The sequence below is a fragment of the Streptomyces sp. NBC_00237 genome (assembly GCF_026342435.1).
GTDB lineage: Bacteria > Actinomycetota > Actinomycetes > Streptomycetales > Streptomycetaceae > Streptomyces.
On sequence record NZ_JAPEMT010000002.1, the window covers coordinates 846,168 to 870,010 of the forward strand.

Annotated in this window: 20 protein-coding genes; 1 reads left to right on the top strand and 19 read right to left on the bottom strand. The window is 72.1% G+C overall.

Annotation, left to right across the window (positions count from 1 at the left end):
• Positions 1-17: 17 nt before the first annotated feature.
• Entirely contained in the window at positions 18-1,190 is a 1,173-nt protein-coding gene (locus tag OG897_RS18015) for a winged helix DNA-binding domain-containing protein (RefSeq protein WP_266658029.1), read from the bottom strand.
• Between the two features lie 193 nt (positions 1,191-1,383).
• Between OG897_RS18015 and OG897_RS18020 the strand changes: the two genes are divergently transcribed.
• Positions 1,384-2,511 (top strand): magnesium and cobalt transport protein CorA, encoded by a 1,128-nt coding sequence (locus tag OG897_RS18020; RefSeq protein ID WP_266658031.1) that lies wholly within the window; start codon positions 1,384-1,386, stop codon positions 2,509-2,511.
• A gap of 129 nt (positions 2,512-2,640) precedes the next feature.
• Here OG897_RS18020 and OG897_RS18025 read toward each other — a convergent pair whose 3' ends face one another.
• The 18 genes from OG897_RS18025 to OG897_RS18110 form a co-directional block, all read right to left on the bottom strand.
• Entirely contained in the window at positions 2,641-2,934 is a 294-nt protein-coding gene (locus OG897_RS18025) for a hypothetical protein (RefSeq protein WP_266658033.1), read from the bottom strand.
• A 127-nt stretch (positions 2,935-3,061) separates the two neighbouring features.
• Positions 3,062-3,646 carry a helix-turn-helix domain-containing protein gene (locus OG897_RS18030; RefSeq protein ID WP_266658035.1) on the bottom strand — a complete coding sequence of 195 codons (585 nt, stop codon included), beginning with the start codon at positions 3,644-3,646 and terminating at the stop codon, positions 3,062-3,064.
• Between the two features lie 489 nt (positions 3,647-4,135).
• Positions 4,136-4,870 (bottom strand): alpha/beta fold hydrolase, encoded by a 735-nt coding sequence (locus tag OG897_RS18035; RefSeq protein WP_266658037.1) that lies wholly within the window; start codon positions 4,868-4,870, stop codon positions 4,136-4,138.
• A gap of 62 nt (positions 4,871-4,932) precedes the next feature.
• Positions 4,933-5,844 carry a helix-turn-helix domain-containing protein gene (locus OG897_RS18040; protein ID WP_266658039.1) on the bottom strand — a complete coding sequence of 304 codons (912 nt, stop codon included), beginning with the start codon at positions 5,842-5,844 and terminating at the stop codon, positions 4,933-4,935.
• A 42-nt stretch (positions 5,845-5,886) separates the two neighbouring features.
• A complete protein-coding gene (locus OG897_RS18045) occupies positions 5,887-6,738 on the bottom strand; it encodes an alpha/beta fold hydrolase (RefSeq protein WP_266658041.1) in 852 nt (283 codons plus the stop codon).
• A gap of 139 nt (positions 6,739-6,877) precedes the next feature.
• On the bottom strand, positions 6,878-8,125 hold the full coding sequence (locus OG897_RS18050; protein WP_266658043.1) for a CdaR family transcriptional regulator: 1,248 nt from the start codon (positions 8,123-8,125) through the stop codon (positions 6,878-6,880).
• Between the two features lie 137 nt (positions 8,126-8,262).
• Positions 8,263-11,091, bottom strand: a complete 2,829-nt coding sequence (locus tag OG897_RS18055) for a LuxR family transcriptional regulator (RefSeq protein WP_266658045.1) — start codon at positions 11,089-11,091, stop codon at positions 8,263-8,265.
• A 98-nt stretch (positions 11,092-11,189) separates the two neighbouring features.
• A complete protein-coding gene (locus OG897_RS18060) occupies positions 11,190-11,825 on the bottom strand; it encodes an FMN reductase (protein WP_266658047.1) in 636 nt (211 codons plus the stop codon).
• Positions 11,822-12,907, bottom strand: coding sequence for an LLM class flavin-dependent oxidoreductase (locus OG897_RS18065; protein WP_266658049.1), 1,086 nt, complete (start codon positions 12,905-12,907; stop codon positions 11,822-11,824). Before OG897_RS18065 ends, OG897_RS18060 begins: the two co-directional genes overlap by 4 nt.
• Before the next feature lie 141 nt (positions 12,908-13,048).
• Positions 13,049-13,885 (bottom strand): alpha/beta fold hydrolase, encoded by an 837-nt coding sequence (locus OG897_RS18070; RefSeq protein ID WP_266658051.1) that lies wholly within the window; start codon positions 13,883-13,885, stop codon positions 13,049-13,051.
• A 134-nt stretch (positions 13,886-14,019) separates the two neighbouring features.
• A complete protein-coding gene (locus tag OG897_RS18075; RefSeq protein ID WP_266658053.1) occupies positions 14,020-16,767 on the bottom strand; it encodes an AAA family ATPase in 2,748 nt (915 codons plus the stop codon).
• 26 nt (positions 16,768-16,793) lie between these two features.
• A complete protein-coding gene (locus OG897_RS18080; RefSeq protein WP_266658055.1) occupies positions 16,794-17,681 on the bottom strand; it encodes a carbohydrate ABC transporter permease in 888 nt (295 codons plus the stop codon).
• On the bottom strand, positions 17,678-18,643 hold the full coding sequence (locus OG897_RS18085; RefSeq protein ID WP_266658057.1) for a carbohydrate ABC transporter permease: 966 nt from the start codon (positions 18,641-18,643) through the stop codon (positions 17,678-17,680). The genes OG897_RS18080 and OG897_RS18085 overlap by 4 nt, the downstream gene beginning before the upstream one ends.
• Entirely contained in the window at positions 18,643-19,974 is a 1,332-nt protein-coding gene (locus OG897_RS18090; protein ID WP_266658059.1) for an ABC transporter substrate-binding protein, read from the bottom strand. The genes OG897_RS18085 and OG897_RS18090 overlap by 1 nt, the downstream gene beginning before the upstream one ends.
• Positions 19,975-20,077: 103 nt before the next feature.
• Positions 20,078-20,803 (bottom strand): alpha/beta fold hydrolase, encoded by a 726-nt coding sequence (locus OG897_RS18095; protein ID WP_266658061.1) that lies wholly within the window; start codon positions 20,801-20,803, stop codon positions 20,078-20,080.
• A gap of 49 nt (positions 20,804-20,852) precedes the next feature.
• Positions 20,853-21,167, bottom strand: coding sequence for a GNAT family N-acetyltransferase (locus tag OG897_RS18100; RefSeq protein ID WP_266658063.1), 315 nt, complete (start codon positions 21,165-21,167; stop codon positions 20,853-20,855).
• Positions 21,168-21,213: 46 nt separating this feature from the next.
• Positions 21,214-21,951: a GPR1/FUN34/YaaH family transporter gene (locus OG897_RS18105; protein ID WP_266658065.1), complete on the bottom strand. Its 738-nt coding sequence runs from the start codon at positions 21,949-21,951 to the stop codon at positions 21,214-21,216.
• 16 nt (positions 21,952-21,967) lie between these two features.
• The gene (locus OG897_RS18110) at positions 21,968-23,842 is read right to left on the bottom strand and encodes an amidohydrolase (RefSeq protein WP_266660265.1); all 1,875 of its coding nucleotides are present in this window, start codon (positions 23,840-23,842) and stop codon (positions 21,968-21,970) included.
• Position 23,843 lies beyond the last annotated feature (1 nt).

Below are 23,843 nucleotides of genomic sequence, written 5' to 3' on the forward strand. Positions count from 1 at the left end.
CCTCTGCCCCCGGCCGCCTACCCCTTCGTCCCGTAGAACTCCCCGAACCTCACCTCTCCCGCGCCCGCGCCACTCAGCACCCCGAGCATCCGCGCCCCCTCCTCCTCGACCTCCGCCCGCCACGCCCGGCCCATCGGTGCGAAGGGCTCGACGAGGAGGGAAGCGGGTGCGCCGGGCTTCGCCTCCTCCAGCCGCCAGATCCCGGCGACGAGGCCGTCGACGAGGAGGGTGCAGTACGCGTAATTGCCGCACCAGGTCCGCAGCTTGTACTCGGGCGGCACGACCCGACTGCGGTCGGCGTGCGAGAGGAGGAGGTTGTCGAACTCGGGGAGGAAGCGGGGCGGCGCGGGCGTGTCGGCGTCGGGGCGGGGCGCGTCGGGCAGGTCGAACAGCTCCGTGCCTTGCTCGTCGCGGAAGACGAGAAGGCGGGGGCGGAGCCGTTCGAAGGCGGTACGGAGCCGGGTCAGCCCGCACCAGGTCTGCATGTCCTTGACGGAGGCGGGGCCGAAGGCGCCCAGGTAGCGCAGCACGGTCTCGTCGAGCAGTTCCTGCGTGCCCTTGGCCGTCAGTACGGGCTCCGGCCTGCCGAACCAGGCCGCCGCCCCGGTCAGCTCGACCTGCCCGCTCTCGCCCCACAGCCCGCGCGGCGTCGCCTGGAGGACTGGCAGCGCACAGCGGGCGACGGTCGCCAGGGCCTGCGGGTCGGCGTCCGGCCACTCGGCGAGCAGCAGCTCGCGCAGGTCCCCCAGCGGGCGGGGCCGCTCGTCCAGGAAGGGCCGGGCCAGTGCGACGAGCCGGTCCCCGTCGACCCCCGGCAGCCGCTTCAGGAACATCCGCAGCTCGCGGTCGACGACCGGCTGCACGAGGGGGCGCAGCGCGAGGGCGTCGTCGGCGGTGAGCGTGTGGATCGTGGAGCGCATGCTGACGATGCGGGCGACCGCGCGGGAGCGCATCAGTGCGGACAGCTGCTCGGGCTCGAACCCTTCGAGGCGGGCCGCGAGGGAGTAGTACGGCGGCTTGGTGTTCTGCGCCTGGAGGCCGACCAGACGGCGTACGGCGTCCTCGACCGGCAGCGCCGCACGGCTCAACAGGAGCTGGCGGGCGAGCGTGGCCCGGCCGAGGGCACGCGGGCCGAGAACCGGGGCGGTGGCGGGAGCGGAGGTGCGGCGGGGGCCGTCGGTCGTCGTCATGCCCCTACTGTGCCCCCCTTCGCGGACAACTTCTGTCCTCAATGAGAATCCGTCGCGCCGGTCCACTTCGCCCCGTATATCCTGCTTCGTGGTCCGCTTGCCCCGCGGATGCGCACCATGCCCGAACACGGATCGCGCCGGTCCAGGTGCGGGTACCGGAACTGCAAGCGGACGAGGGAGGCGACCCACCCCCATGGCAGCCAAGAAGCGCACCTGGCGTCGGCAGCCCGCCCTGACCCCCACCCCTCCCGCGCCCGCCGCCCCGCCCACCGGCCGCCCACAACCCGATCCGCACGACCACGGCAGCGTGGTCAACGCCGCCCTCTACCGGGACGGCATCCGCGTCGCCACCCCGGACTCCCTCGCGGCGACCTTCCGGCAACTGCGCGAGCACCCCGACGGCATGGCCTGGATCGGCCTGCACCGCCCCACCGAGTCCGAACTCCATTCCCTGGCCGAGGAGTTCGACCTGCACCCGCTCGCCATCGAGGACGCCCTCGAAGCCCACCAGCGCCCGAAGCTGGAGCGCTACGGCGAAACCCTCTTCGTCGTCCTGCGCGCCGCCCGCTACCTGGACGCGGCCGAGGAGGTCGACTTCGGCGAGCTGCACGTCTTCCTGGGCCACGACTTCGTCATCACGGTCCGCCACGGCGCGGCCCCCGACCTCTCCTCGGTCCGCCGCCGCATGGAGGAGAGTCCCGAACTCCTCTCCCTCGGCCCGGAAGCCGTGCTGTACGCCATCCTCGACGCGGTGGTCGACGGCTACGCCCCCGTCGTCTCGGGCGTCCAGAACGACATCGACGAGATCGAGACCGAGGTCTTCCGAGGCGACCCCGAGGTCTCCCGCCGCATCTACGAACTCTCCCGCGAGGTGGTGGAGTTCCAGCGCGCCACCCGCCCCCTGATCGGCATGCTGAACGGTCTGATGGCGGGCTTCACCAAGTACCGCACGGACGAGGAACTCCAGCGCTACCTCCGCGACGTCGCCGACCACGTCACCCACACCAGCGAACGCGTCGACGGCTTCCGCCAGGCCCTGACCGACATCCTCGCGGTCAACACCACGCTGGTCACCCAGCAACAGAACGCGGAGATGCGGGCGTTGGCGGTCGCGGGCTTCGAGCAGAACGAGGAGATCAAGAAGATCTCGGCCTGGGCCGCCATCCTCTTCGCGCCGACCTTGGTCGGCACCATCTACGGCATGAACTTCGACACGATGCCCGAGCTGCACTGGACGCTCGGCTACCCCTTCGCGGTCGCCCTCATGGCTGCGGTATGCGCCGTTCTGTACCTTGTCTTCAAACGTAAGGACTGGCTCTGAGTAATCGACAGCGTCAGCCCGTACGCACGAGAACGCGGGGCAACTGCCCAATAACATCGTGGCGACGTACTGGCAGGCCCGCTAGAGGGCGGGCCTGCCAGTGGTTCGGCCGTGCGGGCCGGGATCGGGTCAGCGGTCGATCCAGTAGTGGGTGATCGTGCCCGCGCCGCACGTGGCGTACTGGTTGCGTGCGTCGGTCTCCCACCCGCTGTAGTAGTGCTTGCCGTCGGTGCACTTCACTCCGACGCGCCAGGCTGAACCGGCCGAGCACCAGCCGCGCGCCGTCTTGCTGTTGATCTTCGTTGTCGAACACGCGAGAGCGCCGGTGCTGCCGCTCTCCGATGCCTGTGCCGTGCCTACGAAACCGGCTCCGGCGAGGGCTCCGGACAGAACGACGACGCTGAGTGCCGAAGCAATGCGCATGTCAGTCCCCTTCTGTGCCTGTAGGTGTGCAGAGCGAGGCCATCCTTGCCGACCTGTGCTCGCGCCGTCTTGAAGAAATGCGCGGACAGCCGCTGCCGGGGGATGCGGAGCCGATCACTCCTGCCGCTCAGACCAGCAGGCTGCTCACCTGCCCGCTGACCCGGTCCGGAGCGGGCGCTCCGACCCAGCTCCTTCCCCGTGCCGCCGCGAGTTGCGGGCCGGTGTGGCCCGTCATCGCCCTGATCTCCCGCGTGAGATGGGATTGGTCCGAGAACCCGCATGCCTCAGCGGTTCCCGGCAGGCTCCGACCGACCTCCAGCATCGTCAGTGCTGTTCGCAGACGCATGATGCGCGCCGCGGTCTTCGCGGTCACACCGATCTGCTCCCGAAACCGGTGCTCGAACTGACGCCAGCTCCATCCCGTGCGCGCGGCGAGGTGACCGATCGGAACCGCACCGGACGTACGGCAGATCTCCTGCCACGCCCACACCACCCGAGCAGAACACACCGGGCCGACGGCCCCCCACCGGAGCAAGGCGTCATCCAGGAAGGCGAAGCGCCGCTCCCATGTCGGCATCGCGGCGAGCGAGTCACTCACCGCGGACGCGCGGTGTCCGTCGAGGAGCGACAGATCAACGTTTCGCCCGGCCCATTCGTGCATGGCCACACCGAGCAGGTTGTAGGCCGCCCAAGGAGCGAGCACGACTTCCACACCGCTGAGACGGCCATTGTGACGGCCCAACGTCGCCCGTGTCCGGACCGGTGATATCAGGGAGGAGTACGTGGTGGGCTCAGCGGTCGCGGCCGGACGCGCAGCACGGGTCGGCGGAGAGACATCGGTGAGGAGCAGCCTTCCCTCCAAGCCGAAGAGGAGCGTCACCGTACCGGTCGGAAGTTCCAGACGGCTTCGCTGCCGAGCCAGCCGCAGGTGGTACCCCCGATAGCTCAGCACTCCGGGCCTCAACCGGGGGGCCGGTAGCCTCCACGCCAGTTCCCACCCCTCGCCCCTGCTCACCTGACACTGCTGTCCGTGCGCTTCGTCCATGTCAGTTACGGTGCAGATGGCCAACGCGACTGTCTGTACGGATCCCGGACATTCCGCCCGGGCCGAGCAACCGATACGGCTGGGTGTCCTGCCTCGGCGGTGCCGTCGCGGGGCTGGGCATCTCCCCGTACGCGGCTGCGGCGCGCCGCGAGGATCTCACCCTGCGGACCCGATGTCGTGGCTCGTCGCCCGTACCGCGTCCCTGATCAGGTCGGCGACCCGGGTGGGCTCGGACAGGAGGACGGCGTGGGAGGCGTCCGGAACTTCGACGACGACGGATCCGGCGCGGGCGGCGCCGAAGCGCTGGACATCGGGGCTGATCGTGCGGTCCGCACCGGCCACCAGGGCCCAGGACGGTTTCGTCCGCCACGCCGCCTCGGACGCGGTCTCGGTGAAGGCGGCCGTGGCGAGCGGGCGTTGGGTCGCCGCCAGGACACCGGCGACGTCCTCGGGCACGTCTGCCGCGAAGACGGCGGGAAAGGCCGTCTCCTCGATGGTGACCTCGACCGCCGAGTCGCCGTCGAGGAGCGGATACGTCCGCTCCTTCAGGTGGCCCGGCAGCGCGGACTTCGGGAAGCTCCCCTGGAGCTGGTCGAGGCTCTCGCCCTTCTGGGGCACGTAGGCGGCCACGTAGACGAGCCCCACGACGTTCTCCACGACGCCTGCCACGGTGGTCAGCGCACCGCCGTACGCATGGCCGACGAGTACGGCCGGGCCGTCGACCTGGGCCAGCACGGAGGCGAGGTAGGCGGCGTCCGACGTCAAGCCCCGCAGCGGGTTCGCCGGAGCGATGACCGGGATGCCGCTGCTCCGCAGTTCCGATATGACGCCTATCCAGCCTGTCGCGTCGGCGAAGGCACCGTGCACGAGGACGACGGTGGGGTTGGTCATGCGAGTTCTCTTCTCGGTGTCGGGCCACGTGGGGGACGGCGTCACGACGGCGCGCACGCCTCTCAGCGCCTTCGCTCGTCCGGGGCACCGGCAGGCGTCGTCGCGAAGGCCGAGGTCGCCAGCGCCTGCCACTCGCTGGGGCTCATGCCGTAGGCCCCGCGGAACGTGCGGCTGAAGTGCAAGGGGCTGCTGAAGCCCCAGCGGTGGGCGACCGCGGCCATGGTGACCCGCCGGTGGGAGCGGCCCAGTTCGAGTCGGCAGAAGGCGAGCCTGCGCTGCCGCACCCACTGGCTCACCGTGCTGCCGTCGTTCTGGAAGAGCTTCTGCAGGTACCGGACGGAGATGTGGTGGGCGCGTGCGATCGACTCCGGTGAGAGGTCCTGGTCCATCAGGTGCTCTTCGATGTAGCCGTGGATGCGGGACAGCATCTCGTTGACGGCACCGGACGCGTCGTCGGCCTCGTCCGTGGTGTCCGCTTCGAGGAGTTCCATGACCAGGACGGAGAGGAGGTGTACGGCCGTCCTGGCGCGCCGGTCCCCGATCGTGGACCGGCGGAACTCCGCCTCGGCGGCGAGCGCGGTCAGGAAGCCGGACGCCAGCGCCCCGATCCCCTCCCCGCCGCGTACGGGGACGCCGAGCACCTGGTTCAGTTCCGGCTCCGTGACGCCCAGATAGCACCGGGGGACGCGGAAGAAGATCATCCGGCAGTCCTCGCCGAACCGCAGCAGGTGCTGTCGGGCCGGGTCGCAGAAGACCAGGTCGTTCGGCTCCAACAGGGTCGTGGCCCGCTCGTGGACGACGGTGACGCGCCCACGGACGTGGACGCCGAGGTAGACGTGGTTCCGGTCGTTCGTGTCCGGCATCTCGGAGAGCATCTGGACCAGCCACCCCGAGCGCGGGGAGGGGGGCGGGGTCGGATCGGTCGCCTGCCGGGGCGCCCGTTCGGGGGCACGGGACATCAGTGTGAGGGGCATGGGGGGTTCCTGGCCGTAGGTACGTGCGGGTGGAGGGCGGATTCACGCCCCGTTCGCCGGCTCCTCGGCCAGGAACTTCTCCACCACGGCGTTGAAGGCGGGCGGGTTCTCCAGGAAGGGGAAGTGCGAGCTCGCCACGTCGGAGGCGAAGACGTGCAGGCGTGCGCCGGGAATCCGCTCGGCGACGAAGGCTTGCGAATCGGGGTGCACATGGCTTCCCTCACAGCCGATCACCAGGGTCGGTACGTCGATCCGGGGAAGCACGTCGCGCCAGTCCTGCGCGCAGTGGTCGAACAGGAGCGGTACGCCCGCGTGGGCGGGGGTCGACCGGATCTCCTCGTCGACGAAGGCCAGCACCTCGGGGTCGGGCTCGCCGGAGAACATGCCGCGCACGAAGTCGGCGCGGACCGTGTCGCCCTCCGGCCCCGCGAGTGCCGCACCCAGGTACAGCAGCCCCGACACGTCGAAGATGGCACCGCAGTCCCGCTGTTCGCGCTCGGTCATCCAGGGCACGGCGGCGACCGCCGCGGGCTGGTCGACGGCGACGAACCGCCGGATCCGTCCGGTCCCGTACTGGTCGATGAAGCTCCACCACACCGAGACGCCCATGGACCAGCCCAGTGCGTCGAAACGGCCGAGACCGAGATGGTCGACGAGTTCGAGCACGTCGCGGGAGAGCCGGGCGATGCGGTAGCCGTGACGCGGCTTGCCGGACTTGCCGTGGCCGCGGAGGTCGACGGTGACGACGCGCCTGCCGGGCGCCAGCCCCTCGGCCTGGTGGCGGAACATCGCCTGCGTCTGCCCCCAGCCGTGCAGCATCACCAGCGGAACGCCCTCGCCGCCGGTGTCCTGGTACGCGAGCCGTGCGCCGTCCGTCGTGATCAGTTCTTTCATGACCTCTCCCCTGGTCAGAGGCGGTATGTCGATCTCCGCCCGTCCCGAACATCATCGAATGGGGCCCGCCGCCCGCACCACCGCGAGCTGTAGGAATCGGGCCGTGAATCCTTCTCGCTTTGTCGAAGGGAGTCCCTGCTCAGAGAGCCCCTTCGGTGCTCGGGGCGAGGAGTTCCTCGATCCTGAGGCCGAGGTGCAGCGTGAGCCGGTGGGCGCCGTCGTCGAGGTCGAGTCCGGTGATCTCCTGGATCTGGCGCAGGCGGTAGTAGAGCGAGGTGCGGTGGATTCCCAGCGCGTCCGCGGTCCGGGGAATCGATCCCGCGTGTTCGAGGAACGAGCGCAGGGTGTCCCGCAGCCGGTCGCCGCCGTGCGTGCCGCTCAGGGTGCGCAGCGGCTTCGGGACCAACGACGCGTTCAGGGCGTGCTCGGGGAGCTGGAACAGCACCGCGAGCTCCCCGAGCAGCTCCCAGTCCCCGGCGCCCTTCAGGCTGGGCAGTCGGCGTGCCGCACGTGCCGCCACGAGTGCCTGCTCGTACGACGTCCAGGCGTCGTCCGGGCTGGGGTGGCGACCGCCGACGCCGATCACGGGGTCCGCCGACGGGCCCAGGAAGGTGCGGAGTTCGTCCAGGATGCGGGCGGACTGCGCGGTGACTTCGTCCTGGCCCGGCGGGCGGTCGCGCAGCTGGAGCAAGGTCGCCCGCTCCTTGCCGATCGCCAGGAGGCCCTGGGCCGAACGCGTCTGCCGCAACCCCTCCAGCGCCCCCCACAGAGCCGCCTCGGACTGCCGTACGAGCTCGGTCGCGCAGCTCAGCCGGACGACGGTGACCAGGACGTGCTCGGCCGCTCCGAGCAGTCCGAGTTCCTTGCCCCGCCGCCGTGCGGTGGTGCGGGCGGCGACGTCGGCGGCGACGAGTTCCAGGACGAGGTCCTGCTCGTCGGCCTTGCGGGTGTCGGTGGCGATGCGCTCTCCGTGCATCTGGGCGGCCATGGCATCCGCGGCCCGGGCGATGGCACGGGTCTCGTGCTCGGCGAGCGTCTTCTCGGGCACGACCACCACGAGCAGACCGAGGAGGTGCCCGCGCTCGCGCAGGGGCACGACGTAACGGGGCAGCAGTCCGAGATCGTCACGTCCTTCGATGAATCCCGCCCGGGGCCACTGGGTCACGCCCTGGGCGAGGACGTAGCGGATGGTCGCGTTGTCGGCGCGGCCCTGCAACAGGGTGCCGATGCGGACCGGGTCCTCGTCGCCGAAGTGGCGGCTCGTGCAGACCATGCGCACCAGCGGGTCGTCCACGGCGACCGACCGGCCGAGCCGCTCCGCGAGCTCGTCGACGAGCGCCTGGAGCTCGGGGCTGCCGGGACGGGCTCGCTGGAGCCTTGCGGTCATGCGCTGTTCCTCTTTCGATCAACGGTTCCCCGCGGACTTCTCCCTTCCGCGGCTCTTGATCATTCTGAGGAAGCGACGGCGTCGGCACATCGCACGAATCGTCCATTGCCCGGCCCCCCACGGGGGATACGAAGCGACTACTCTCCGCTGTCACGGTGCTTCACCAGCCGGGTCAGCTCCCCGCGCGAGGTGAGGTCCAGCTTGGTGAAGGCCCGGCGCAGGTGCGAGCCCACCGTGTGCGGCGAGAGGGAGAGGTGCTCGGCCACCTGCCGGTTGGTCAGCCCCCGGGCCACCAGCCGTACCACCCGGATCTCCGCGGCCGTCAGCTCGGGCCATGCGGCGGACAGTCCGGGCGTCGAGGGCCTGCGGCGGACACCGGCGGCCCGCAGGCGACGGCTGACGCGAGCGACGTCCCGCTCGGCGCCCGCCCGCGCGTAGAGCGCGCGGGCCCTGTCGTAGTACGGCACCGCTTCGGACGTACGGGTGGCCGCCAGCTTGCGTCCGGCGTCCTCCAGCGCCGACGCCCTGGCCAGCGGCCTGGGGCAGTCCTCGTACAGCCGGACGGCACGTACGAGAGCGGCGAGGTCGTTGTCGAGGAGCCCCCGGGCGTGCGCGGCGGTCGCGGCGAGGAACGTGAGGCCGGGGTTGAGCACGGCCAGCCGCTCGGCCAGGGCCACTGCCTGCGCGGCCCGTTCGTGCGCGCCCGCGCGCAGCGCCAGGCGGACGAGGACCGGGGCGTCGGCGGGGTCGACCAGTCCCGCGTAGGCCGGCCGGTCCTCGGCGGGCGAGGTCATCACCTCGTCGAGTTCGGCCATGGCACGGTCGGGCCGGCCTTCGGAGTCGGCCAGCAGCGCCAGCATCCAGGCACCGAACTGCCGGACGACGGGTGCGCCGTCGCTCCGCATCCGCCTCGCCTCAGCCGCGTACACCCGTGCGGTCGGCCGGTCGCCGGTATGGAGGGCCACGCGCATCATCACGTACCGGAGGGTGACGTCGGCGAAATTGCCCGGGGCGAGATCGCCGTCCGTCGCGGACGCGGCTTCGGCGTCGGCCCTGGCGTCCGCCAGCCGTCCGGCCTCCAGGAGGATGCGGGAGCGGGTCATGAGCCACATCCGGGTGGCCGCCGTACGGCCCTGCTCCCCGGTGATCCGGATGCCTTCCTCCGTGGCGGCGAGCGCCTGTGCCGGGCGTCCGGTGGTGTTCGACAGGAGGGCGTGCCACAGGGCCTCCGGAACCCACAGCGAGGTGCTGACGCCCAGGGCGTCGGCCAGCGCGGCGGCCCGCTCGGCCTGCCGGAACGCCTCTTCCAGGTCCATGCGGTGGAAACTCGCGGCCGACCGGACCGTCGTCAGCGTGGCCTCGGCGGAGCGGTCCCCCGCTGCCGCCGCCGTCTCCCACGCCTCCTCGGCGACCTGCTCGGCCGCCGCGTGCTCGCCCGCCATCGACAGGCCGACGGCGAGCATGGCGAGCAGCCGCCCCCGCACGTCCACGGGTGCGCCCGGCAGTGCCGCCCCGGCGCGGGCCTGGCGGACCGCCTCGGAGAAGTCGAACGGTACGGCGGCGCGGGCCAGGGCGAGGCGTACGCGCGCCTCGTCCCCGGGGCCGAGAACGCCGGTCGCCAGGGCGGAGGTGCCCAGCTCGCGCGCCTGGGCTGCCCGGCCCGTCTGCCAGAGCAGCGGGATCGTCTCGGCGATGATCCTCGGTCGCTCCGGAGCGACCGCCGTGGTGAGTTCCAGGGCCTTGAGGCTGTGTTCCGCGGCGGGTCCGGGAGCGGTGGCCGCGAGGTCCGCCGAGGCGGTGCGCAGCCGGTCGGCCTCCGCCGCGTCTCTCGCTCTCCCGGCCTGCGCCGCGTCTGCGGGTCCCGCTCCCCCGGTCTGAGCGCGCAGGGCCTGAGCGCTCAGAGCCTGACGCAGGGGCAGCGGAAGACCGGCTTCCACCGCCTCGCGGATCAGGTCGTGGCGGAAGGCGAGGCGTTCGCCGCTCTCGGTGAGCAGATCGGCGTCGAGGGATTCCCGTACCGCGGTGATGAGCGCCGCCGATGACCTGCCGAGGAGGTCGGCCAGCAGCGCGACGGTGACCGGGCCGCCCACGACGGCCGCCGTCTGCACCAGCTCCCTCGCCTCGTCGGAGAGCTGGCCGAGACGGCGTGTGACGGAGGGGAGTTCCCGTGGGGCGGGTGGCCCGCTCGGCAGCCCGGCCGTGCCGTTCTCCGTCGTCACGGCCTCCCCCAGCGGGCCGAGCAGCTCGATCAGCAACTGCGGCACTCCTTCGGCGCGGCGGGCGACGCGCAGGACGTCCGGGTCGGGAGCGCCGCCGAGGGCGTCCTCGGTGATCCGTGCGGTAGCCCGGTCGTCCAGCGCGCCCAGCGCCAGCTCGTGTGCGCCCGCCCGGCGGATGCGGTCCAGGGTCGTGCGCACTCCCGACGGCACGCTGCCGCCGCGCACGGCGACCAGCCACAGAATGGCGTGCGACGAGAGCCCGGCCGCGAGGGTGTTGAAGGTGAGGAGGGTCAGGTCGTCGCACCACTGGAGGTCGTCGAGGACGACGAGCAGGGGGCCGTTGCGGGCCGTCTCCCGCAGGCGGTCCCCCAGTTCCTGGAGCAGCCAGAAGCGCTGGCCGGGCGTCGTGGCGAGGTCCCGGAGACGGACGGCGCCCGACAGCGGTTCCGCGCCGGAGAGCAGCCCGTCGAGGAGCGGGCCGAGGGGTACGAACTGTTCGTCGGGGTCCGCCGCTCCCTCGAACACCCTCACCCCGCGCCGCCGCGCGGAGGCCGCGGCCTCCGCGAGGAGCCTGGACCTGCCGATGCCGACGGGGCCTTCGACGCGGACGATCCCGCCTTCGCCCCGGTCGAGCGCGTCGAGCCGCCCCTCGATGAACGCCAGTTCGGCGTCCCTGCCCCGGAAGGGTGTCCGCACGCCGTCGGGTTCCCCGGACGCGGTCCTTGTGATCACTCGGTTCACGCTCATACGGCGGAACAGTATGAAGCACGGGAGCCGTCCCGCCGTCGCCCGGCCCAGGTGCCTGTCTCGTCGCCCGGCCCAGGGGCCTGGCCCAGGGGCCCCTCTCAGTCGAAGCGCAGGTCGGCGAGTTGCCGTTCGAGGACGGTGACGTCGTCCTGCCGGACGGTGACGTCGTCCTGCGGCTCCGTACCGGCCGGGCGGGCCGCCATCAGCGCGGCGAGCTCGACGCCCGCCCGGCGGACGCGGCCCGGCAGGCCGTCGGTGTACGTGTCCGCGCCAGAGCCCCAGTCCTCGGAGGCGGCGAACACGGCGGTGGGGACGACGACGGCGCGGAGGTACGCGAAGAGCGGGCGCACGGCGTGGTCGAGGACCAGCGAGTGGCGGGCGGTACCGCCCGTCGCCGCGATCAGGACCGGCTTGCCGGAGAGGGCGTCCGGATCGATCACGTCGAAGAAGGACTTGAAGAGACCGCTGTAGGAGGCCGCGAACACGGGCGTCACGACGATCAGGCCGTCGGTCGCCGTCACCGCGTCGATCGCGGTGCTCAGCCGGGGCGGCGGAAACCCGGTCACGAGGTGGTTGGCGATGTCACCGGCCAGTTCCCGCAGCTCCACGACCTCGGTCGACGGCGCCTGCCCCCGGGCGGCGAGTTCGTCGCGGGCCGCCTCGGTCAGCCGGTCCGCGAGCAGGCGGGTGGAGGAAGGGGTGCTCAGCCCGGCTGAGACGACGGTCAGCTTCATGCGGCGGACACCTTCCGGACGGCGCGCAGGGACGCGTGTGTGGGGGCCTCGGGCACGTCGGCCGGACGCCCCTTGGCGAATTCCCTGCGCAGGACGGGCACGACCTCTTCGCCGAGGATGTCCAGCTGTTCCAGGACGGTCTTCAGGGGCAGGCCCGCGTGGTCCATCAGGAACAGCTGGCGCTGGTAGTCGCCGACGCTCTCCCGGAACGCCAGGGTCCGCTCGATGGCCTGCTGGGGAGAGCCCACCGTCAGCGGGGTCTGCTCGGTGAAGTCCTCCAGCGAAGGGCCGTGGCCGTAGACGGGAGCGTTGTCGAAGTACGGGCGGAACTCCCGTACGGCCTCCTGGGAGCTCTTCCGCAGGAAGACCTGTCCGCCCAGGCCGACGACGGCGTCCTGGGGGCGGCCGTGGCCGTGGTGCGCGAACCGGCGCCGGTAGAGCTGCACCATGCGCCGGGTGTGCTCGGCGGGCCAGAAGATGTTGTTGTGGAAGAAGCCGTCGCCGTAGTACGCGGCCTGCTCGGCGATCTCGGGGGAGCGGATGGAGCCGTGCCAGACGAAGGGCGGCACGCCGTCCAGGGGCCGGGGCGTCGAGGTGAACGCCTGGAGCGGCGTACGGAACGTGCCCTCCCAGTCCACGACGTCCTCGCGCCACAGCCTGCGCAGCAGCGCGTAGTTCTCCTTGGCGAGGTCGACGCCCCGGCGGATGTCCTGTCCGAACCACGGATAGACCGGACCGGTGTTGCCGCGCCCCAGCATGAGGTCGACCCGGCCGTCGGCCAGGTGCTGGAGCATCGCGTAGTCCTCGGCGATCTTCACCGGGTCGTTGGTGGTGATCAGCGTCGTGGACGTGGACAGGATCAGCTTCTCGGTGCGGGCGGCGATGTAGCCGAGCATCGTGGTGGGGGAGGACGGGACGAACGGCGGGTTGTGGTGCTCGCCGGTCGCGAAGACGTCGAGGCCGACTTCTTCGGCCTTCTGCGCGATGGCGACCATCGCCTTGATGCGCTCGTGCTCGGTCGGGGTGCGGCCGGTCGTCGGGTCGGGCGTGACGTCGCCGACGGTGAAGATGCCGAACTGCATGGGGTGTCTGCTCTCCTGGGTTCGTCCGGTTCCCGCGCCGGGGAACCGGGGGCCGGGGTGACGCCGGGGTCTCCGGCGTCACCCCCGCGGGTCAACGGTGCGGCGTCACTTCGCCGTTCACTTCGCCGTTCACATCGCCGCTCACTTGGCCAGGAAGGCGAGGAGGGCGGTGTTGACCTCCTCGGCGTGGGTCCACAGCAGACCGTGCGGGGCGCCCTCGATCTCGACGTACTCGGCGGTGGGGAGCGCCTTGTGGAAGGGGCGCGCGGTGCCCTCGGCAGGCAGGATGCGGTCGGCGGTGCCGTGCAGGATCAGGGCGGGCACGTCGACGGCGGGGATGTCGGCGCGGAAGTCGGTGTACCAGGTCGCCGGGGCGGCGGACGCGGCGAAGGAGCCGCCTCGGGCCGCGGTGTTCCAGCTGTTGCGGACGGCCTCCTCGCTGATCCGGGTGCCAAGGTTCTCGTCGAGGTTGTAGAAGTCGTGGAAGAAGGCGGTGTAGTAGGCGTAGCGGTCGTGCTTGACGTCGGCGACGATCCCGTCGAAGAACTCCTTCGGGGCGACGCCGTCGGGGTTGTCGTCGCTCTTGAGCAGGCAGGGCTCCAGCGAGGCCAGGAAGGCGACCTTGGCGACGCGGGCGGTGCCGTACGTGGACACGTAGCGGGCGACCTCGCCGGTGCCCATGGAGAAGCCGACCAGGACGGCGTCCGTCAGGTCGAGGGTCTGCAGCACGGTGTTCAGGTCGGCGGCGAAGGTGTCGTAGTCGTAGCCGGTGGTCGGCTGGGAGGACTGCCCGAATCCGCGGCGGTCGTACGTGATCACGCGGTGTCCGGCGTCGAGCAGCGCGGCGCTCTGGCGCTCCCAGGAGCGGCCGTCCAGCGGGAAGCCGTGGATGAGGACGACGGGCTGTCCTGCTCCCTGGTCCTCGAAGTACAGCTCGACGGGGTTGGTGTTCTCCTGGCCCACGGTGATGTACGGCATGGGGGTGACTCCTCGGTTCGGTACGGCTGGTCCGCGCGGCGGAGCGGCGCGGTATGTCCGTCACGCTAGGAGCGGACCCGCGCCTCCGGTTGCCGTACCGCGCACCGCACCTGGCACGGGGGCGCAGAGGTCGTTCAGCCGCCGGTGGCGTCTGCGGCGTCGCCTTCGGCGAGCACGATCCGGGCCAGGTGGACCCTGGAGCGCACCGAGAGCTTGCGGAAGATCGACGCCAGATGGGTGTTGACCGTGTGCGGGGAGACGACGAGGGCCTGGGCGGCCGACCGGTTGGTGTGGCCCGCGGCGATCAGCCGGGCCACTCTGCGTTCCGAGGCGGTGAGCGCGTCCCAGCCCTGGCCGGGGCGCGGCCGGAGCTCTCCGGTGCGTCGCCCGGAGCGGTGGGCGGGCCGTGCCGGATCGGCCAGGACCCGGTCGGCCTCGGCGTCGGCCCCCGCCTGGGCGTAGAGGTCGTGTGCACTGGTCAGGGCGGGTGTCGCAGCGGGGTCTTTGGCCGCGCGGAGGGCCCGCCCGAGGTCGGCGGACGCGGCGGCGAGGGGCAGCGGCCGGGGTCCGGTGAGCAGGATGCGGACCGACCGCTCCAGGAGTCCGGGGTCGGCGTTCACCAGACCGGCCGCGTGGGCGGCCGTCCCCTGTGCGGTCGGCACGGCGGGGTTGCGGGTGGCGTGCTGCGCCGCCTGGGTCGCGAGGTCCTGGGCCAGGGGCCGGTCTCCGCCGCGCAGCGCGATCCGTACGGCCTGGACGACGTGGGGGCGCAGCAGCCGCCAGCGCAGGAAGGGGTGGTCGCGCTGCACGGACCGGACCCGTTCGGCGGCCGCCGCGTGGTCGCCGTCGACGTCGGCGACGACGGCCTCGAAGTACTGGTGCGCGGCGTGGTTGCCGGTGTTCGGCCGCCCGGCCACGGTCGCCCGTACGACGTCCAGGTGTTCCCGCGCGGCTTCGCGGTCGCCGCGCAGCAGCGCGAGGAGGCCGCGGTTGACGCGGATGTTGACCAGGTTGCCGGGCAGGTGGAGGTCCGCTTCGAGCCGTTCGGCGGTGACGAAGTCGGCGTCCGCGTCGTCGAGCCGGGCGAGCCCCATGTTCAGGGTGCCCTGGGCCCAGAGCAGCATGGCGGGGCGCAGCGGAGCGTCGCCCGCCGTCCGGAGCAGTCGCCGTACGGTGTCGAAGTCGTCGCTGTGGATGCGGGCGACGGCCTCCTCGGGCAGGAAGGCCGTGTCGAACACGCTCAGCGCCGTGTGGTGTTCGACGGCGGCGGCGCAGTCGCCCGCGTTGAGGGCGATCTCGCCGAGGCCCCACAGTGCGAGGACGCGGGCCTCCCGGTCGCCGGACCGCTCCGCCTCGGCGAGTGCCCGTTCGCCGGTCTCGCGGGCGGCCCCGAGGTCGCTTCCACGGGACCGGGCGAGGGCCTGCCGGGCGGTGAGCCGGGCGCGGATCACCGGGTCGGTGACGGCTGCCAGTGCCGCCGTGGAACGGCGGGTCAGCTCGTGGACGTCGTCGAGGTGCCACAGCGTGTCGCCGAGTACGGACTGCAGCCGGGCGAAGACGTCCAGGGGCGGCTGCCGGGCGAGCAGCCGGTCGCCGGTGTCCCGGGCCTGGGTGTACCGGCCCGCGCGGGTCAGCGCGACGACGGCCCGTTCTCCCACGTCGAACACCAGGGGCGTATGGGGCGGTACGAGTTCCAGGGCGCGCACGGCCAGGTCGGCGGCGAGGTCCGGCAGCACGGCGAGTACGTCGGTGGCGGCCGCGCCGAGCAGCCCGATGGCCTCCAGGTCGCCGGTTTCGGCGCTCTTCAGCAGGTGCGGGACCGCGTCGGTGGAGCTGCGGCCCGCCGCGACGAGCCGGCTCGCGGCCTCGCGGTGGAGCGCCCGGCGTACGGAGGGGGCGAGGTCTGCGTACACCGCCTGGCGGAGCAGGTCGTGGCGGAACAGGAGGCGTTCGCCGTCGTCGTGGAGGAGGGCGGCGGCGATCGCCTCGTCCACTTCGGCGCCGAGTCCGGAGGCGGGCCGGCCGCACAGGGCGGCGGCGTCCGCGAGCGAGAACGCGCGGCCGAGGACCGCGCCGATCCGCAGGAAGTGGAGGGTGGGGGGCCGGAGGTCGGCCAGCCGGTCGCGTACGCCGAGGACCAGCCGCTCGGGCGGCTCGGGCGGCTCCGACGCGTCCGTGCCCGACGCCGCGATGCCGGTGAGCAGCTCGGCCGCGAGGAAGGGGTTGCCTCCCGCCCCGTCGAGGAGTGCCGCGACCCGCGCCGGCGCCTCCCCGCCGAGGGTGTCCCGTGCCAGCTCGGTCAGGGCCGTGCCGGACAGCGGCCCGAGGGGCAGGGTCGTCGGCCGTGGTCCCTGCCCGTGCAGCTCCGGGTCGTTCCTGCCCGTGAGCAGCCAGAGCACCGGGGAGCTGAGCAGCCGGGCGGGCAGGACGCTCAGGGCGAACCGGCTCAGCGGGTCGGCCCACGGGACGTCGTCGACCGCGATCAGTACGGGCGTGCCCGCCGAGCGTTCCTCGATCAGCTGGGCCAGGCGTTCGACGAGCCAGATGCGCTGGTCGTGATGGCCCGCGAGGTCCGCGAAGTCCGTGCTGGACAGCAGCGGCGGGTCACCGTGCAGGAGACCGGAGGCCAGCGAGGCGAGCGGTGCCAGCTCGTGCAGTTCCTCGGCGCGTCCGTGGCTGACGAGGAACCCGTGGGCCCGTGCGATCGAGACGGTCTCCTGGAGCAGTGCGGTCTTCCCGATCCCGGGCTCGCCCAGGAGCAGCGCGACCGCTCCTCCCTCGCCGTCGCGCACCGCCTCGACCAGCGCGCGCAGCCGCTCCAGCTCGGCTTCGCGGCCTCTCAGCCCGGGGCGGCTGAGGCTCGTACTCCTGCGGGACGCCATGGCTTCTCCCCCGGTCCTGTGGGCGCTCATCCCTTGACCGATCCGGCGAGCAGTCCCCGTGCGAAGTGCCGCCGGAGGGCGAAGAAGACGAGCAGCGGGACGGCCGCCGCCACGAAGGCTCCTGCGGTGAGCCGCTGCCACTCGTTGCCGTACGTCCCGGCCAGGCTCGCCAGTCTGACCGTCATCGGCGCGGTCTCGGCCGTCCCGCCCGACAGCGTCAGGGCCACGAGGAGGTCGTTCCACACCCAGAGGAACTGGATGACGGCGAAGGAGACCAGGGCGGGGCGGGCCAGCGGCAGCACGATCCGCAAGAGCAGCGTCCCGTGCGACGCGCCGTCGACGCGGGCGGCCTCGATCAGCTCCCTGGGCAGCCCCGCCAGGAAGTTGTGCAGGAGGAACACGGCGAACGGCAGCGCGAAGACCGTGTGGGCGAACCAGACCTGGCCGAAGCGCGCGGGCCCTGTGAGCTGCCACGCGGGCAGGAACAGCCAGCCCTGGGAGAACAGCTTCAGGAGGGGGACGAGCGCCATCTGGAGGGGTACGACCTGGAGCGCGAAGATGCCGACGACGAGCGCGTCCCGCCCTCTGAAGTCGATCCACGCCAGGGCGTACGCCGCGAAGAACGCCAGCACGAGCGGGAACAGCACCGAGGGGAGGGTGATGACGAGGGAGTTGACGAAGTGCTCCGCGAGCCGCCCCGCCCCGTTCCCGCCGCCGGACAGCACCTCGCCGTAGTTGTCGAGCGTGAGGTGCGGCGCAGCGAACACGGTCCACCAGCCCGTCGTCTTGATCTCCTCCTCGGGACGGAAGGAGGAGATCAGCAGACCGAGGGTCGGCGTCGTCCAGAGGACCCCGATCACCACGGCGGTCAGCGTGAAGGCGCGGGAGGCCAGCCGCTCCCGGACGCCGTTCACGCTGCCCTCCGCCGGGCCCGGACCTGGTGGGCGACGAGGGGGGTGACGAGGAGGAAGAGGAGCACGGCGAGCGCCGCGCCTCGGCCCGTCTCGCCGTAGCGGAAGGACTGGTCGTACATCTCGTGGGCGATGACGCCCGTGCCGAACTGTCCGCCGGTCATGGTCTTGACGACGTCGAATGCCTTGAAGGTGCCGATCGCCAGGGCGAGGACCACGACGAGCAGCGTGGGCCTGATCGACGGCAGGGTGATCCGCCAGAAGACCTGCCGCCGGGACGCGCCGTCGAGCCGGGCCGCCTCGGTCAGCTCCCCGGGTACGGCGCTGATCGCCCCGGCCAGCAGGACGGCCGCGAGGCCCGCCTGGGTCCACACCATCACCGCGATGAGGAACAGGACGTTCCAGGGGGAGTCCACGAGCCACTGCCTCGGTTCGCCGCCGAACGCGACGACGAGCTGGTTCAGCAGCCCGATCTGCCCTGCCCCTGCGGGACGGTAGGCGTAGACGAACTTCCAGACGACTCCCGCGCCGACGAAGGAGATCGCCGTCGGCAGCAGGACGAGGGACAGCGCGAACGCTCTGCACCGTGACCGCGCGACGGCCGCCGCGTAGAGCAGACCGACCGAAGTCGCCAGCAACGGCACGAGCACCACCCACGCCAGGGTGTTGCGCAGCGCGACCAGCGCCCGGGGGTCGGTGACCAGCCACGCGTAGTTGTCGAAGCCGGCCCACGCGTCTGCGCCGCTGTCGGTGAACGACAGGACGAGGGTGCGCAGTCCTGGCAGGAGGAGACCGACCGTGAGCAGCAGCAGCGCGGGGGCCAGCAGGATCAGGGCCGCGGCCCTCCTGCGCACCGGTCCCCGGTGCAGTGCCAGCAGGATCAGGGAGACTACCGCCGCGAAGGCGGCGACGCCCTGGAGCAGGTACAGCAGCTTGGGCTGCTGGGCGACGACGTCGAACGGCATCAAGGGCTCGGCCAGGACCGTTCGACGGAGTCGGCGACCTGCCGGGTGCTCGCGCCGCCGATCCAGTCGACGGCTCCCTTCCAGAACGTCCCGGCACCGACCGAGGCGGGCATCAGGTCCGATCCGTCGAACCTGAACTGTGTCCCGGGGTCCTGGAGCAGCCGGATCGAGAGCCTGTCGACCGGGGTGGCCGCGTTCGCCGGATCCACGCCCTTGTTCGCCGAGACGAACGGGCCCTTCCTCATCCGCGCGTTCGCGAAGTCGGCGGTGGCCAGATACTCCTGGAACGCCCGTACCTCGGGACGGTCGGCGAACGCCGCGGTGAACACTCCACCGCCCAGTACGGGGCGGGTGGCCGGGTCGGCCCCCGGCAGGAGGAAGGCGTAGACGTCCTTGTCCGGTCCGATTCCGGTGCCCTTCGGCCACATGTCGGCGTAGAAGGACGCCTGGCGGTGCATCGCGCAGTCGCCGGAGAGAACCGGGACGCCGGCCTCCTGGAAGGAGATCGACGCCATCGAACGGGCCGGGCCGAAACCGCCGTTGGCGTACCGGTCGTTCTTGAGGAGGGACCCCACGGTGTCCATGGCCCTGAGCACCCGAGGGTCGTTGAACGGGATGGTGTGGGCGACCCACTGGTCGTAGACGTCCGTGCCCTGCTGGCGCAGCAGGACGTCCTCGATCCAGTCCGTCACGGGCCAGCCGGTCGCCTCGGCGGACTCGATGCCCGCGCACCACGGCGTGACGCCCGACGCGGCGGCCTTCTCCGTCACGGCCATCAGCTCGGACCACGTGCGGGGGACGCTCAGTCCTCTGGTGCGGAAGACCTTCGGCGAGTACCAGACGAACGACTTCACGTTCGCGACCAGGGGCGTGCCGTAGAGGGTGCCGTCGACGGTCGCGTAGCTGTTCCAGTCCGCCGACCAGCCCTGTTGCGCGAGGGCTGCCACCCCGGGGCTCGCGGGCTTGAGTTTGCCCGCCCGCGCGAAGCGTTCGAGGAGTCCGGGCTGCGGGAAGAACGCCACGTCCGGTGCGCTTCCGCCGTCGACCCGGAGCTGGATCCGGGCCTCGAACTCGCCGTCCCCCTCGTACTGGACGTCGATTCCCGTGCAGTGCGCGAAGTCCGCCCAGGTCTCTTCGAACAGGTCGGCTTCCCGGTCCCGGTTCTCCGCGTAGACGGTGACCTGGGTGCCGGGGTGCTTGCCGTACCTGGCGTACGGTCCGCAGTCCGCTGCGGTGGGCGACGGCGCACCGCTGTCCTGCGGAACACCGCAGGCGGTGACGAGGGCGGCGAGGGCGATGACGGCGAGCGCTGGCCTCGCGCCGAACCTCATGGGTGTATCTCCTCCGATCGCCCGCCGAGAGGGCCTCGGGGGCGATCAGAAGCTACCAGCGCTCGAACATTATCGACTAATCGTTCGATTCCGAACGGCCAGGTCAGATCGCGGTGGACCGGACCGCCTCCTGGATCAGCTCCACCACGGCCTCGGGCCGGGCGAGCATGACCAGGTGGGAGGAGTCGACCTCGACGGTGGTCATACCGGCGCGCTCGTACCCGTAGCGCTCCACATCGGGGTTGATCGTACGGTCGGAGGTGGCGACCAGACCCCACGAGGGCTTGGTCTTCCACGCCGCGACGGGTGCCGCCTCCGAGAAGGCACGGGCGGCCAGGGGGCGCTGGGAGACGGCGAGCACCTCGGCGAGGCCGGGGTCGACGTCCGCCGCGAAGAGGGCGGGGAACTTCCCGGTCTGCACCGAGACGTCGGTGCCGGTCTCGGCGGAACCGGCTACCGGGAACGGGGTGTAGACGAGTGCGTCGGCGAGTCCGGAGTCGGGGAAGCGGCCCTGGAGCTCGCCCAGGCTTTCGCCCTCCTCCAGCGCGTATCCCGCGAGGTACACCAGCGCGCGGACGTTGTCCTGCGTACCGGCGAGGGTGATGACGGCACCGCCGTAGGAGTGCCCGACGAGGATCACGGGGCCTTCGACGGCGCGGACCACCGAGGCGATGTACGCGGCGTCGTCGACGAGGCCGCGGTTGGGCACGGCCGGGGCCACCACTTCCAGGCCCGCGGCGGTCAGTTCGGGGATGACGCGGGCGAAGCTGGAGGCGTCGGCGAAGGCGCCGTGGACCAGGACGACGGTGGGGCGGGCGTGTCGGGACATGGGTAACTCCTTGATGTGTGACGGGAGATGGGGATGCTAGTGCGGTGCTTCACAGGCCGAAGCGGGCGCGCCTTGCCTCGGGCACCAGGTCGGTGTACTCGGGGTGCTTGCCGATCCAGCCCCGGATGAAGGGGCAGTACGGCAGGACGCTCAGCCCACGGGCACGGGCGTCGTCGAGAGCCCTGCGGGCCATCAGCCCGGCCAGGCCCTGCCCGGCGAACCGGCTGTCGATCTCGGTGTGGATGAAGGCGATCTCGCCCTCCGAGAGGTGGTACTCGGCGAAACCGGCGGTCTCGGCGGGGTCTTCACCGGCGAGGACCTCGTACCGGGACTTCTCGGGCCGGTCCGTCACCTGCGGTTCCATGGGGGCTCCTGTGCGGTCGTGGTGTCACGGATGGGGGTGGGCGCGGTCAGAGCGTGCGGCGTACGCCCGCCTGGCGTTCCAGGTTGCGGAGCTGGACGGCCAGGTCGCCCTCCACGGCGAGGTGGGCGGGGCCGCTGCGGCCGATGGGCAGCACCTGCTCGCTGCGCATGTCCTCCAGCATCAGGGCGAACGCCGTGTACATCGCGACCAGCGCCACCACGAGGCCGAGCGCACCGGACGTGCGCGTCAGCCATTCGGCGCCGGTGACGCCCCCGAGGCCGGTGGCCGCCCAGCGGGGGAGGGAGACCGCGAGGACGAGCCACAGGGCGCGCTTGGGCCGGGTCACGGCGGTCATCAGGGCCCCGAAGCAGAGGAGCGCCAGGTTGAACACGCCGAGGACCTGAAGGCCGTCGGCCGCGCCGCTGAGCATGATGAGCGCGTACGGCAGCCAGCTCCCCGCGAACACCGCCATCAGCGTCGCCGCGATCACGTCACGGGCGCCGAAGGCCAGGACGCTCACCAGGAGTTGGAGGAAGAAGGCGGGCAGCACGGTGAGGGCGACGGCGGCGCGGGCCGACGCGTCGAAGAGCCCGAGCTGGAGACAGCCCGTCATCACCGAGGCGATGGCGATCGTGAAGAAGCCAAGCGGCATGGGTGAGGCGATGGGGCGCAGGTTGATCCGTGTCATCGACCGGAGGTCCGGTTCGAAGCGGCGTTCCGGGGGCGCGTCAGGCGAGGTCGCCGGGGTGCCGCCGCTGTCGGCTGCGGGGGAGGCTGCGGACATGGGGTCGGTCTCTCTTTCAGTGCTCGAAGCAGGGGTCGACGAAGGACGGCGTCGTGTCGGGGACCGCGCCTCGGGCGACGCGCCACTTGCGGTGCTGCTCGGACTCGGCGACGGCCTCGGCCACCGCCGCTGCCTGACGGGCACCGCTCTGGTAGCCGCCGAAGCGGGCCACCGGGCTCCACTCGGGGCGCACCGGCGGGACGGCCTCGTCGAGGCCCTCGTACTCGGCGGTCGCGTAGACGATGCGGCCTCCGACGACGGTGAGGACGGACTCGATGTCGGGGATGACGGCCTCGGGCACGGTGAGGTAGTCGTCCGAGAGGATCGCGAGGTCCCCGTACCAGCCCTCGCGCAGAACGCCCTTGACGTCCTGCTCGCCGGTGAGCTGTGCTCCGCCCCGGGTGTAGAGGCCGAGGGCGGTCTCCCGGTCGATCAGGTTCCCGGCCGGGTAGAGGGCCGTGCCGCCGACGGTGCGCCCGGTGACCAGCCAGTGGAGCGCGACCCACGGGTTGTACGAGGAGACGCGGGTGGCGTCGGTTCCGGCGGCGACGGTCAGGCCCCGGTCGAGCATGGCCCGGACGGGCGGGGTGTGGGCGGCGGCCTCGGTGCCGTACCGGTCGAGGAACGCGGTGCCCTGGAAGGACATCCGGTTCTGTACGGAGAGGGCGCCGCCGAGGGCGGCGATCCGGTCGAGGCTGTCGGCCGAGACCGTCTCGGCGTGGTCGAAGAGCCAGCGGTTGCCGCCGGGGAAGAGCCCTTCGGCCGCGAGCTTCTCGAAGACGGCCAGGTCGCGGCGGATCGTCTCGTCGTACGTCGCGTGGAGCCGGAAGCCCCAGCCGTTCTCCAGGAGGAGCCGGACGGCGCTCTCGAATTCGGCCTCGTACCCCGTGGCGAGCTCGGGCCGGGGCTCTGAAAAATTCTCGAAGTCGGCGGCGGCCCAGGTGAGGTTCTCTCCGGCGCCGTTGAGCCGGAGCCACTCGTCCCCGTCGCCGGGCTTGACCGTCTCGGTCCACCGCTTCAGGTCGGCGAGCTCCTGACCGGCCGTCTGCGGGAAGAGGTGGTAGGCGATCCGGAGGGTCAGCTCCCCGGACCTGGCGAGGTCGGCGACGGTGGCGTAGTTGTCGGGGAAGTTCTGGAACCCGCCGGCGGCGTCGACCGCGGACGTGAGCCCGAAGCGGTTCAGCTCGCGCAGGAAGTGGCGTGTCGACGTCCGCTTGTCGGCCTCGTCGAGGGCAGGCGCCTTGGCCAGGGTCGAGTACAGGATGAGGGCGCTCGGGGCGGCCAGGAGGACGCCGGTGGGTTCGCCGTCCCGGCCCCGTACGATCTGCCCGCCGCGCGGGTCGGGGGTCTCCCGGGTGAATCCGGCGGCCCTGACGGCGGCTCGGTTCATCAGCGCCGACTGGTACAGGTGCAGGACGAAGACCGGGGTGTCGGGGGCGGCGGCGTTCAGCTCCGCGACGGTCGGCATCCTGCGCTCGGCGAACTGCTCGGCCGTCCAGCCGCCCACGACGCGGATCCACTGCCCCTTGGGGGTGCGACCGGCCTGCTCGCGCAGCATGGCCAGGGCGTGGCGCAGACTGCGCACCCCGTCCCAGCGCAGTTCCAGGACGTAGTTCAGGCCGCCCCGGATGACGTGCAGGTGCGAGTCGTTGAGGCCGGGGACCACCCGGCGGCCGAGGGCGTCGACGACCTTCGTTCCCGGCCCGACGAGGTGGGCGAGGTCGTGGTCGTCGCCGAGGGCCGCGACCCGGCCGCCGCGGATCGCGACGGCACGGGCCTCGGGCCGGTCGGGGTCGCCGGTGAAGACCTTGGCGTTGCGGACGAGGAGGTCGGCGTGCTCGTGCTCCCGGCGCGGGGCGGGGACGAGGCCCGCCACCGGCATGCTCGGCATG

What these genes read in the sequence shown, in the direction of transcription:
- OG897_RS18045 (WP_266658041.1), bottom strand. Translation starts at nt 6,738, where the DNA reads ATGAAAGAACTGATCACGACGGACGGCGCACGGCTCGCGTACCAGGAC.
- OG897_RS18090 (WP_266658059.1), bottom strand. Translation starts at nt 19,974, where the DNA reads ATGAGGTTCGGCGCGAGGCCAGCGCTCGCCGTCATCGCCCTCGCCGCC.
- OG897_RS18015 (WP_266658029.1), bottom strand. Translation starts at nt 1,190, where the DNA reads ATGACGACGACCGACGGCCCCCGCCGCACCTCCGCTCCCGCCACCGCC.
- OG897_RS18085 (WP_266658057.1), bottom strand. Translation starts at nt 18,643, where the DNA reads ATGCCGTTCGACGTCGTCGCCCAGCAGCCCAAGCTGCTGTACCTGCTC.
- OG897_RS18040 (WP_266658039.1), bottom strand. Translation starts at nt 5,844, where the DNA reads ATGCCCCTCACACTGATGTCCCGTGCCCCCGAACGGGCGCCCCGGCAG.
- OG897_RS18065 (WP_266658049.1), bottom strand. Translation starts at nt 12,907, where the DNA reads ATGCAGTTCGGCATCTTCACCGTCGGCGACGTCACGCCCGACCCGACG.
- OG897_RS18100 (WP_266658063.1), bottom strand. Translation starts at nt 21,167, where the DNA reads ATGGAACCGCAGGTGACGGACCGGCCCGAGAAGTCCCGGTACGAGGTC.
- OG897_RS18075 (WP_266658053.1), bottom strand. Translation starts at nt 16,767, where the DNA reads ATGGCGTCCCGCAGGAGTACGAGCCTCAGCCGCCCCGGGCTGAGAGGC.
- OG897_RS18060 (WP_266658047.1), bottom strand. Translation starts at nt 11,825, where the DNA reads ATGAAGCTGACCGTCGTCTCAGCCGGGCTGAGCACCCCTTCCTCCACC.
- OG897_RS18055 (WP_266658045.1), bottom strand. Translation starts at nt 11,091, where the DNA reads ATGAGCGTGAACCGAGTGATCACAAGGACCGCGTCCGGGGAACCCGAC.
- OG897_RS18035 (WP_266658037.1), bottom strand. Translation starts at nt 4,870, where the DNA reads ATGACCAACCCCACCGTCGTCCTCGTGCACGGTGCCTTCGCCGACGCG.
- OG897_RS18070 (WP_266658051.1), bottom strand. Translation starts at nt 13,885, where the DNA reads ATGCCGTACATCACCGTGGGCCAGGAGAACACCAACCCCGTCGAGCTG.
- OG897_RS18050 (WP_266658043.1), bottom strand. Translation starts at nt 8,125, where the DNA reads ATGACCGCAAGGCTCCAGCGAGCCCGTCCCGGCAGCCCCGAGCTCCAG.
- OG897_RS18105 (WP_266658065.1), bottom strand. Translation starts at nt 21,951, where the DNA reads ATGTCCGCAGCCTCCCCCGCAGCCGACAGCGGCGGCACCCCGGCGACC.
- OG897_RS18110 (WP_266660265.1), bottom strand. Translation starts at nt 23,842, where the DNA reads ATGCCGAGCATGCCGGTGGCGGGCCTCGTCCCCGCCCCGCGCCGGGAG.
- OG897_RS18095 (WP_266658061.1), bottom strand. Translation starts at nt 20,803, where the DNA reads ATGTCCCGACACGCCCGCCCCACCGTCGTCCTGGTCCACGGCGCCTTC.
- OG897_RS18025 (WP_266658033.1), bottom strand. Translation starts at nt 2,934, where the DNA reads ATGCGCATTGCTTCGGCACTCAGCGTCGTCGTTCTGTCCGGAGCCCTC.
- OG897_RS18020 (WP_266658031.1), top strand. Translation starts at nt 1,384, where the DNA reads ATGGCAGCCAAGAAGCGCACCTGGCGTCGGCAGCCCGCCCTGACCCCC.